A 10,438-nucleotide genomic window follows, 5' to 3' on the forward strand; every position below is an offset into this window, starting at 1 on the left:
CTTGGGCCGATGCGACGACTGCTGAGCGCGATCGCGATCACCGGGGTCCTGGCCGGCTCGACGGCCTGCACGGCCCCGGTGATCTCGCAGGCCCGGACGCTGCCGGTGCGCTCGGTGGCCGCGGACGGCACGTCGACACCCGTGGCGGATCCGCTGTACCCCGGGTACGGCAACCCGGCGATCGACGTCCTGCACTACGGGCTGGCGCTGACCTGGGCGCCGGAGGCGAAGACGCTCAGCGGCCGGGCGACGATCCGGCTGCGCGCGGTGCGCGCGGTGCCGCAGGTGCGGCTCGACTTCTCCAGCGCGTACACCGTCGGCAAGGCGAGCGTCGACGGGACCGCCGCCACGGCCGGCTTCGCGGGCGAGGACCTGACCGTCGACCGGCCGCTGGCCGCGGGCGCCGTCGCGACCCTGGTCGTCGAGTACACGGGCACGCCGCGGACCGTGCCGATGCCCTCACACCGGGGTGACGCCGAGCCGCTCGGGCTCACCGTCACCGCCGACGGCGAGCTGTGGACGATGCAGGAGCCATACGGGGCCTCCACGTGGTACCCCGTGAGCGACCAGCCGTCGGACAAGGCCCTCTACGACATCGCGGTGACCGTGCCGGACGGCTGGGCCGGCATCGCCAGCGGGACGCCGCAGCCGCAGTCGGGCCGCACGTTCGAGTACACGACGACCCAGCCGGTGGCCAGCTACCTGACCACGCTCGCCGTCGGTCGGTACACGAAGACGCAGGTCAGCGGGCCGCGCGGGCTGCCCGTGACGGTCTGGACGCGGACCGGGCGGGACGACGGGGCGGTCGATGCCCTGGTACAGTCGGGTCAGCTCATCGACTGGCTCGAGGAACGGTTCGGCCCGTATCCGTTCCCCAGCGCGGGCGTGGTGGTCGTGCCGTCGTCGTCGGCGATGGAAACCCAGCAGATGGTCACCCTCGGCAATGAGGTGGCGGGGAGTCCCGGCGTCCGCCAGGTGATGGTCCATGAGTATGCCCACCATTGGTTCGGCGACGCCGTCGGCCCGTCGACGTGGCGCGACGTCTGGCTCAACGAGGGCTGGGCGAGCTACGCCGAGCAGTTGTACGTCGCCCGTGGAGACACGGCTGCCATCGAGCGATGGGAGCGGCAGGCGCGCGTGGCGGACACGCGGCTGCGCAAGGACATCGGCCCGCCGGGCAACCCGCCGGCGGACAGCTTCGCGGAGGGCAACGTCTACGTCTGCCCGGCGCTCATGCTGCGGCAGCTGCACAAGGCCCTGGGCGACGCGAAGTTCTTCGCGCTGGGCCGCGCCTGGGTGCGCACGTACGCGGGCACGGCGCAGGACCGGGCGTCGTTCACCGCGTTCGTGAACCGGCAGACCGGCCGCGACTTCACCGGCCTGATCAACGACTGGCTCGACTCCCCGACGACCCCTGCCTGACGCCCGTCTGGCGCCCGTCTGGCGCCCGCCTGACGCCTGCGGTCCGCGCAGGAGCGGCGGGCCGGCGGCGGGTCACTCGTGCAGGCCGCCCGCCACGACGTGGATGAAGGCGGCCTGGACGTCGTCGGAGCTGGTGGCGTTGTCGACGTAGGCGTCCATCGGCTTCAGCGACGCCTTCAGCGCGTCCGCGGCGTCCTTCTTGTTCAGGACCACGACGCTGATCGTCACCGGCTTGTTCGGGTCCTTCAGGGCCGTGAGCTTCTGGACCATCGCGTTCACCGCGGCCGCGTTGGCGCTGTCCTTGTTCTGGTCGTCGGTCAGGATGAAGACCTGGTTGAACATGTCGTCGTGCCAGTCGTCGCGGACCGACTGGTAGCCGGCCACGATCGCGTCCAGCAGGCCCGGGCCCGCGCGGTGCGCGGCGAGGGACTTCACCGACGTGCCGAACGTCGCCCGGGTCGCGTCGTCCAGGCGGTCGGTGGGCACGATCTTGCGGTACCCGGGCTGGCCGGGCGCGACCTCCCACAGGCCCAGCCGCGAGCCGATCGGCATCAGGTCGGCGAGCTGCCGGCAGCCCTGCTTGACCACGTCGACGGGCGCCTGCTTGCCGCCGGGGGACGAGGAGTTGCCGGGGGTGGGCGAGGAGCCGCCGGTCGCGAGGTCCACGATGATCAGCAGGTTGCTGCGCCGGTCCTCCGGGTCCCACGTGGCGAAGATGTGCTGGACGTGATGCGGCGCGAGCACGTCGAACGGCTTCGCGGTCGGCTCGGGCAGCGCGTTCGCGCCGTCGTAGATCGGGCGGATGTTGTCCGGGCCGCGCAGCCCGGCCGCGGCCAGCGCGCGGCTGCCCTCCTGCGAGGTGAACGCGCTGTACAGCCGCTTGAGCGCCGCCGCCCGCTTCGCGTTCTTGACCGCGGCGGCCGTCGGGAGCCAGGTGTAGCGCAGCAGCGCCGTGTGGTCGGCGCCGACGATGTAGCGCCGGTCGGCCTGGGCCAGCCGCAGCGTGCTGAGCAGCGCGTACTCGGGGATGAGGCCCACCTCGCCGGCCGCGTTCGGCGCGGCGGACAGGTCGTGGTTGACGGTCCGGGTGACGGGGAGCATGTTGGCCAGGGCCAGGGACGAGGCGTCCATGCCCCGCTCGATCCAGACGGCCTCGCCGACGGCGCCGGCCGCGACCATGCCGTCGCCGTTCAGGGCCGGGTTGCGCACGACGAGCCGCACGCCGGAGGCGCGGTTGTTCAGCAGGTTCGCCAGCGCCAGCCAGCTGTCGCCGGCGGCCTTGATCCGGTCCCCGGTGGCCGGGTCGGTGACCATGTAGATCGGGCTGCTGGCGATCACGCTGTACGCGTTGAGGTTGCCCTTCTCGGCCAGGAACTGCGGCGGCGCGATCGCCGTCCAGGCGGTGTCGTCGGGGATCCAAACGTCGACCGGTGTCTGGCTGAGCTGGGCCGCGCCCGAGCGCCCGTCGGCGCTGACGGTGTCGACCAGGATGCAGTCGTCGCCGGCCCGCAGCGTGCGCCCGGCGGCCGAGACGACGTTGGAGATCGACGCCGCGGCGACGACGTGCAGCGTGGTGGGGCAGGCCGCGCCGTCGGCCCCGGTGGGCTTGCCGCGCAGCACGTACCAGCCGGCACCGGCCACGAGGCCGACCGCGAGCACGAGCACCAGCCCGCGCAGCACCGTGCCCACGCCGCGGCTCCCGGCCTGATGCTTGCCCATGGTCGACCGTCCGCCAGAGGTTTCGAAAGAGGGGGGTGTTTGATCGAGCGCAAGTATGTCATCGAGCGCAGCGGATTCCGGCCCCTCTCGGCCGTCCGGCGGCCACCCCGGCCCGTTCGGCCAGCATGTTCTCCGACGGCCGGCGCCCCGCCGTATACCCAGCGTGCGGAGCCGGCTACCGGTCATCACGGGCAACAGTCCACAGTGGATCAGATGAACGGCCGCTGAACAGCAGATATATAGCTGATGGTTGCGGACATGGGCCAGAATCGGGGCCGTGAGACGCACCGGAGTGCTGATCGTCGCCGTGGTGGTGCTGGTGGTCGCGGGGGCCCTCGTCGGGCACCTCGTCGGCCGGTCGCGGGGCGGCACGACGCACGTGACCCTGCTGGTCGGCTCGGAGAAGCTCGGCTTCTTCACCGACCCGGCCGTGCGCGGCGCGTTCGACGAGCACGGCTTCACCTACCGTGCCGACGCCTCCGGCTCGCGCGACATGGCGAACCGGCTCGCCGGCTACGACCTGGCGTTCCCCGGCAGCCTCGCCGCCGCGCAGGAGCTCGCCGCGCGCCGCGCGCCGGCCGCCGACCCGGTCGCCGTATTCAGCTCGCCGCTCGCGGTCGCCACGTTCACGCCGATCGTCGACGTGCTGCAGACCGCCGGCCTGGCCTCCCGCGACGGCACCGGCGTCTGGCGGCTCGACCTGGCCAAGCTCGTCGAACGGCACCGCGCCGGCCTGCTGTGGAAGCAGATCCCCGGCAACGCGGCGTTCCCGGCCGAGCGGAAGGTGCTGGTCGCCACGACGCACCCGCAGGACTCGAACTCGGCCGCCATGTACGCGGCGCTGCTCGACAGCGTCACCAAGGGCGACGTGGCCGAGGTCGCGCAGCTGTTCGCCGACCAGGGCGCCGTCGACACCACCAGCGGCGAGCCGTTCGAGAAGTACCTGCTGCAGGGCAGCAACTTCGCGCCCCTCGTGCTCATCTACGAGGCCCAGTTCGTCGACCACGCCGTCCACACCACGCTCAGCGGTGGACAGACGCTGATCTACCCGACGCCGACCGTGATGTGCGCCCACACGGTCGTGCCGTTCACCGAGGCCGGCGCGAAGGTCGCCAAGCTCCTGCAGACCGACCCGGACCTGCAGCGCCTCGCCGCCGAGCACGGCTTCCGGGCCCTGGACCCGGCGGTCTCCCGCCCGGTGCTGGACAAGGTCCGCCCCGGCGACGCCCGCCTGCCGGAGCTCATCGTCGGCGCCGTCCCGGCCCCGGACCAGGCCACCCTGCACACCCTGCTGACCAAGGTCGAGGAGAAGCTCGCATGAGGCGCTTCACGTGGGTCGCGCTCGCACTCGTCGCGCTCACCGCCTGCACCAGCGACACGAAGGCCACACCCGAACAGGGCGAGGGCCCGTACCTCAAGGGCAGCGGCGTGCTGCGCGTCCTCGCCGGCAGCGAGCTCGCCGACCTCCAGCCGATCCTCGACGCGGCCGCCGCCGCCACCGGCGTCACCGTCAAGCTGAGCACCACCGGCACCCTCGAAGGCGTCGAGACCGTCGTCAACGGCACCGCGGCCCAGCAGTACGACGCGATCTGGTTCGCCAGCAACCGGTACCTCCAGCTGCACCCCGGCGCCGGCGACAAGATCGGCACCGCCACCAAGGTCGCCACCTCCCCGGTCGTGCTCGGCCTGCGCCGCTCCGTCGCGCAGCAGCTCGGCTGGGCCGAGCACCGCCCGACCTGGAGCGAGATCGCCGTCGCCGCCGGCGAGCACCGGTTCAGCTACGGCATGACCAACCCGGCCAGCTCCAACTCCGGCTTCTCCGCCCTGGTCGGCGTCGCCGCCGCGCTCGCCGGCACCGGCGCCGCGCTCACCGCAGAGCAGATCGCGCCGCTCACCCCGCGGCTGCGGGCGTTCTTCGCCGGGCAGAACCTCACCGCCGGCTCGTCCGGCTGGCTCGCCGACGCGTTCCTCAAGCAGCAGCAGGAGGGCAAGCCCGTCGACGGGCTGGTCAACTACGAGTCGGTGATCCTGTCGCTGAACGCGTCGGGCAAGCTGGCCGAGCCGATGACCGTCGTGTACCCGTCCGACGGCGTGGTCAGCGCCGACTATCCGCTGACGCTGCTGAGCGGCGTGCCGGAGCAGGTCAAGGACAACTACGCGGCGGTCGCCGACTACCTGCGCCGGCCCAGCGTCCAGAAGGAGATCATGGCCAGGACCTGGCGGCGGCCCGCGGTGCCGACCGTCAAGGTCACCGAACAGTTCGGCCCGGCCGGCGGGTCGCTGCCCGAGCTGCCGTTCCCCGGCAAGCTGGAGGCCGCCAACGCCCTCATCGGCGCGTTCGGCGACAGCCTGCGCAAGCCGGCCCGCACGATCTACGTGCTCGACGTGTCCGGGTCGATGAAGGGGGAGCGGATCGCCGGGCTGAAGGCCGCGCTGACCGGGCTCACCGGCGCCGACACCAGCCTGGCCGGCCAGTTCACCCGGTTCAACGGCCGCGAGCAGGTGCTCATGATCCCGTTCAGCACGAAGCCCGGCCAGACCCGCCGGTTCGACGTGCCCGAGGGTGACGTGCAGCCCACCCTCGACCAGATCCGCGCGTACGCCGGCGGCCTCGCCCCGGGCGGCGACACCGCGATCTACGACGCGCTGCTGGCCGCCTACGCCCAGGCCGCGCCGCTGATCGCCGCCGAGCCCGACCGGTTCACCTCGATCGTGCTGCTCACCGACGGCGAGCGGACCGTCGGCGCCGACCTGGCCGCGTTCCAGGCCCGGCTGCCGCAGCTGCCGAAGATCCCGGTGTTCACGATCCTGTTCGGCGAGGGCAACGTCGCCGAGATGCAGCAGGTGGCCACGCTCACCGGCGGCCGGTCGTTCGACGCCCGCACCGGCGCGCTGCCCGCCGCCTTCAAGGAGATCCGCGGGTACCAGTAATCGATTGTTCAAGCCCCGGCAGTGGTGAAAAGCCGGGCGACCGGGTACACCGTTGGGATGGCCGACCTCTCGCTCGACGACTACCTCGTCGAGGACGACGACGATGACGACCCCGTGCTGCTGCGCAAGGACGGGCAGCCGGTCGACACCTGGCGGGAGGACTACCCCTACGACGAGCGGATGACCCGCGACGAGTACGACCGCGTCAAGCGCCTCCTGCAGATCGAGCTGCTGAAGCTGCAGAACGCGGTCAAGGAGCGCGGCGACCGGCTGGTCGTGCTCTTCGAGGGTCGTGACGCGGCCGGCAAGGGCGGCACCATCAAGCGGTTCATGGAGCACCTCAACCCGCGCGGCTGCCGGGTGATCGCGCTGGAGAAGCCCAGCGAGCGGGAGTCCACCCAGTGGTATTTCCAGCGGTACATCCGGCATCTCCCGGCGGCCGGCGAGATCGCGCTGTTCGACCGGTCCTGGTACAACCGGGCCGGCGTCGAGCGGGTCATGGGCTTCGCCACCCGCGCCGAGTACCTGGAGTTCATGCGCCAGGCCCCCGAGCTGGAGCGGATGCTGGTCCGGTCCGGGATCAAGCTGGTCAAGTTCTGGTTCTCGGTGTCCCGCAACGAGCAGCACACCCGGTTCCTCATCCGGCAGGTCGACCCCGTCCGGCAGTGGAAGCTGTCGCCGATGGACCTCGCCTCGCTCGACAAGTGGGACGACTACACCGAGGCGAAGGAGGCGATGTTCTTCTACACCGACACCGCCGACGCGCCGTGGACCGTGGTGAAGAGCAACGACAAGAAGCGCGCCCGGCTGGAGGCGATGCGGCACGTCCTCAGCCGGTTCGACTACGACGGCAAGGACCATGATCTTGTCGGTACCCCGGATCCGCTGATCGTGGGCCCGGCCGCCCTCGCCGACGACTCCGCGGACGACGCGCCGCGCCTGTAGTTGCTTGTAGCGTTGGGAGGCGTGACCGATAGCCACCGGGGCCGGGTGCGAGTCGAGACCGGCCCCAAACGCGTCCGAACCTTCCTGGGCGGCAGCCTCGTGGCCGACACGCTGCGCCCGCTGCTCGTGTGGGAGGTCCCCTACTACCCGGCGTACTACATCCCGGCGCCCGACGTGCACGCCGAGCTCGTCGGCACCGGCACCACCGAGCGGTCGCCGAGCCGCGGCACCGCCGAGATCTTCGACGTCGTCACCGCCGGCGGCGTGGCCAAGGCCGCTGCCCGCCGCTTCGCCGACTCACCCCTGCCCGAGCTGCGCGACGCGGTCCGCTTCGACTGGGACGCGATGAGCGAGTGGTTCGAGGAGGACGAGCCGGTCTACACCCACCCGCGCGACCCCTACAAGCGGGTCGACATCCTGGCCAGCACCCGCACCGTGCGCATCGAGCTCGACGGGGTCGTCCTCGCCGAGTCCCGCAGCCCGCGGATGCTGTTCGAGACGAGCCTGCCCACGCGGTACTACCTCCCCCTGCCCGACGTCCGGATGGACCTGTTCCGCCCGTCCGCCACGGTGACCCACTGCCCCTACAAGGGCGAGGCGCACTACTGGTCGGTCGAGGTCGAGGGCGGCTCCGGCGGCCCACAGGTGCACGAGGACGTGGTGTGGATCTACCGGACCCCGCTGCCCGAGAGCCAGAAGATCGCCGGACTGGCCTGCTTCTATAACGAACGGGTCGAGGTTTTCCTCGACGGAGTGCGGCAGCCGCCGGGCGCGTAGGCCCTGGTCGTAGGCTGTGGCGGTGGACGCGTGGCGACTCGGTGACCATCTGTCGCTGGCCTACGCCTCCGACCACGAGTGCCGTGACCTGATGGTCGCGTACGTCCGCCACGGCGTCGGCGCCGGCCACCGGGTCGTGGCGTTCCTCGACGCCGGGTCCGTCGACCTCGCCCGGACCCTCACCGCTGCCGTGCCCGACGCCCGCGTCGGCCAGTTCAGCGTGCTGCGGTTCGGCACCGGCTTCGGCGGGCTCGGCTTCGCCGGCCCCGACATGCTCGACAGCCTCGACGCGCTGCGCGACGAGGCCCGGGCCGCGGGCTTCGCCGGCATCTGCGTCGCCGGCGAGATGAACTGGACCCGCACCGCCGGCCTGCGCGACGACGACGTCCTCGGCTACGAGACGGGCACCACCCGCTTCTTCGGCGACGGTCAGGCGGCGGCGCTGTGCCTCTACGACCGCCGCCGGTTCGCGCAGGACCTGCTCGCCCGGCTGGGCGCCACCCATCCTGCGCCGCTGCTGCGGTTCACCGTCGGCGGGTGGGGCGCCCAGCTGCGCCTGGCCGGCGAGCTCGACGCCTCCAACGCCGCGGCCCTGCCCGCGATCCTCGCCCTGCTCGCCGTCTCCGACGACGTGATCCTCGTCGACGCCAGCGAGCTCGTGTTCGTCGACGCCGCGGGCGCGGCCACGCTGGTCCGCTTCGCCGCGTCCCGCCCGACCCGCCACACGGTCGTGCGCTGCACCCGGGGCGTCCGCCAGGCCCTCCGGCTCGTCGGCGCCGACGACGTCCCGTTCCTGGTGCTTCGCGACGAGGTCGCGGGGGTATGACGGGAGACGTGTCACCCACATCCCCTGCCGAGCTGCACGCGCTGGCGGCGGCGCACGGTGTCGCCACCCACTACGAGACGGCCGACAAGCGGCGCATCGACATCCCCGACGACGTGGTCGAGGCGGTGCTCGCCCTCCTCGGCCCGGAGCCGGCGCCCCAAAGCCGGGTCGGCACGCCGGCCTCCATGCCGGAGCCGCCGCGGACGTGGGGATGGATGATCCAGTTGTACGGCGTGCGGTCGCACGACTCCTGGGCCGTCGGTGACTTCGCCGACCTGGCCACGTTCACGGCCTGGGCCGCGTCCACCGGCGCGGGCGCCGTCCTGGTCAACCCGCTGCACGCGGTGGCTCCGGTCGACCCGCTCCCGGCGTCGCCGTACTCCCCGTCCAGCCGCCGCTTCGTCAACCCCCTGTACCTGCGGGTGACCGACCTCCCCGAGTACCGCACGGCCCCCGAAGCCCTGCGCGCCCGGGTCGACGCCCTACGCCCACCCCCGGCCCCCGACGGCCTGATCGACTACGGCACGACCTGGCACGCCAAGCACGAAGCCCTGACCCTCCTGTTCCCGGGCCCGGGGGCGGAGACCGGTCCGGGGGCGGTGGAGGACCCGGCGCTGCGGGAGTTCGCCACGTACACGGCGCTCGCCGAGGTCCACGGCGCCGACTGGCGGCGGTGGCCGGCGCAGCTGCGGCGGCCCGGGCCGGCGGCCACGGCAGCGGCGCCCGCGGAGCGGGTGGCCTTCCACACCTGGCTGCAGCGGCGGTGCGCCGAGCAGCTCGACCAGGCCAACCGGGCCGCCGAGGGGATGGCGGTCGGGATCGTCCACGACCTGGCCGTCGGCATCGACCCCGGCGGCGCCGACGCCTGGACGATGCAGGACGTCATCGCCCAGGGCGCCAAGGTCGGCGCGCCGCCCGACGCGTTCAACCAGCAGGGGCAGGACTGGGGGCTGGCGACCTGGCGGCCCGACCGGCTCGCCGCCAGCGGCTACGAGCCCTACCGGGAGCTGCTCCGCGACATCTTCCGGCACGCGGGCGGCCTGCGGGTCGACCACGTCGCCGGGCTGTGGCGGCTGTGGTGGGTGCCGCCGGGTCGCGGGCCCGCCGACGGCACCTACGTCCACTACGACGACGCCGCCATGCTCGGCGTGCTCGTCGAGGAGGCGACCCGGGCCGGCGCCGTCGTCGTCGGCGAGGACCTCGGCACCGTCGAGCCGGTCGTCACCCGGACCCTCCAGGAGCGCAACATCCTCGGCTCCGCGGTGCTGTGGTTCACCCGCGACGACGCCGGCGCCTTCCTGCCGCCCGCCGAGTGGCCGGCCAACGCCGTGGCCAGCATCTCCACCCACGACCTGCCGACCGCCGCCGGGTTCCTGGCCGGCGAGCACGTGCTGGCCCGGGCCGAGGCCGGCGTGCTCGGCGGCAAGTACGGCCGGGACGTCAAGGACGAGTGGGCCGCCGCCGCGCTGGAGCGCACCGCCCTGCTCGACCTCCTCGACGCCGAGGGGCTCATCGAGCCCGACAGCACCGACGACGAGATCGTGCTGGCCATGCACCGGCTGCTCCAGCGCACCCCGTGCCGGATCGTGCTCGCCTCGCCCTACGACGTGCTCGGCGCGGTGCGCCAGCCGAACCTGCCCGGGACCACCGACCAGTACCCGAACTGGCGCCTCCCGCTGCCGCTGCCCCTGGAGGAGCTCATGACCGACGCCCGCATGCACCAGATCGCGGACATCTTCAACGGCGAGTTCAGCGGCTAGTCGCAATGCCGTTCAGTTAGGTGTGGGTGTGGCTGGTCAAGGGGTGTGTTGATCGTGA

At 72.7% G+C, this 10,438-nt stretch carries 8 protein-coding genes; 7 read left to right on the forward strand and 1 reads right to left on the reverse strand.

What is annotated here, in order from left to right:
- The first annotated feature begins 9 nt into the window (after positions 1-9).
- Positions 10-1,422, forward strand: a complete 1,413-nt coding sequence (locus tag ABZS66_RS38570; protein WP_354766666.1) for a M1 family metallopeptidase — start codon at positions 10-12, stop codon at positions 1,420-1,422.
- 72 nt (positions 1,423-1,494) lie between these two features.
- Here ABZS66_RS38570 and ABZS66_RS38575 read toward each other — a convergent pair whose 3' ends face one another.
- On the reverse strand, positions 1,495-3,141 hold the full coding sequence (locus ABZS66_RS38575) for a substrate-binding domain-containing protein (protein WP_354766668.1): 1,647 nt from the start codon (positions 3,139-3,141) through the stop codon (positions 1,495-1,497).
- Positions 3,142-3,418: 277 nt separating this feature from the next.
- Here ABZS66_RS38575 and ABZS66_RS38580 point away from each other — a divergent pair, with 277 nt between their 5' ends.
- Genes ABZS66_RS38580 through ABZS66_RS38605 form a run of 6 tightly spaced genes read left to right on the forward strand, consistent with a single transcriptional unit; the run spans position 3,419 to position 10,380 of the window.
- Positions 3,419-4,462, forward strand: coding sequence for a hypothetical protein (locus tag ABZS66_RS38580; RefSeq protein WP_354766670.1), 1,044 nt, complete (start codon positions 3,419-3,421; stop codon positions 4,460-4,462).
- Positions 4,459-6,072, forward strand: coding sequence for a VWA domain-containing protein (locus ABZS66_RS38585; protein WP_354766672.1), 1,614 nt, complete (start codon positions 4,459-4,461; stop codon positions 6,070-6,072). The genes ABZS66_RS38580 and ABZS66_RS38585 overlap by 4 nt, the downstream gene beginning before the upstream one ends.
- A gap of 57 nt (positions 6,073-6,129) precedes the next feature.
- Positions 6,130-7,017 carry a polyphosphate kinase 2 gene (gene ppk2, locus ABZS66_RS38590; RefSeq protein WP_354766674.1) on the forward strand — a complete coding sequence of 296 codons (888 nt, stop codon included), beginning with the start codon at positions 6,130-6,132 and terminating at the stop codon, positions 7,015-7,017.
- 21 nt (positions 7,018-7,038) lie between these two features.
- The gene (locus ABZS66_RS38595; RefSeq protein WP_354766676.1) at positions 7,039-7,794 is read left to right on the forward strand and encodes a DUF427 domain-containing protein; all 756 of its coding nucleotides are present in this window, start codon (positions 7,039-7,041) and stop codon (positions 7,792-7,794) included.
- 22 nt (positions 7,795-7,816) lie between these two features.
- Positions 7,817-8,620: an MEDS domain-containing protein gene (locus tag ABZS66_RS38600; protein ID WP_354766678.1), complete on the forward strand. Its 804-nt coding sequence runs from the start codon at positions 7,817-7,819 to the stop codon at positions 8,618-8,620.
- A gap of 8 nt (positions 8,621-8,628) precedes the next feature.
- Complete coding sequence (locus ABZS66_RS38605; RefSeq protein ID WP_354766680.1) at positions 8,629-10,380, forward strand: 4-alpha-glucanotransferase; 1,752 nt, start codon at positions 8,629-8,631, stop codon at positions 10,378-10,380.
- Positions 10,381-10,438 lie beyond the last annotated feature (58 nt).

This window comes from Dactylosporangium sp. NPDC005572, assembly GCF_040605515.1.
Classification (GTDB): Bacteria; Actinomycetota; Actinomycetes; order Mycobacteriales; family Micromonosporaceae; genus Dactylosporangium.

What these genes read in the sequence shown, in the direction of transcription:
- ABZS66_RS38575 (WP_354766668.1), bottom strand. Translation starts at nt 3,141, where the DNA reads ATGGGCAAGCATCAGGCCGGGAGCCGCGGCGTGGGCACGGTGCTGCGC.
- ppk2 (WP_354766674.1), top strand. Translation starts at nt 6,130, where the DNA reads ATGGCCGACCTCTCGCTCGACGACTACCTCGTCGAGGACGACGACGAT.
- ABZS66_RS38570 (WP_354766666.1), top strand. Translation starts at nt 10, where the DNA reads ATGCGACGACTGCTGAGCGCGATCGCGATCACCGGGGTCCTGGCCGGC.
- ABZS66_RS38585 (WP_354766672.1), top strand. Translation starts at nt 4,459, where the DNA reads ATGAGGCGCTTCACGTGGGTCGCGCTCGCACTCGTCGCGCTCACCGCC.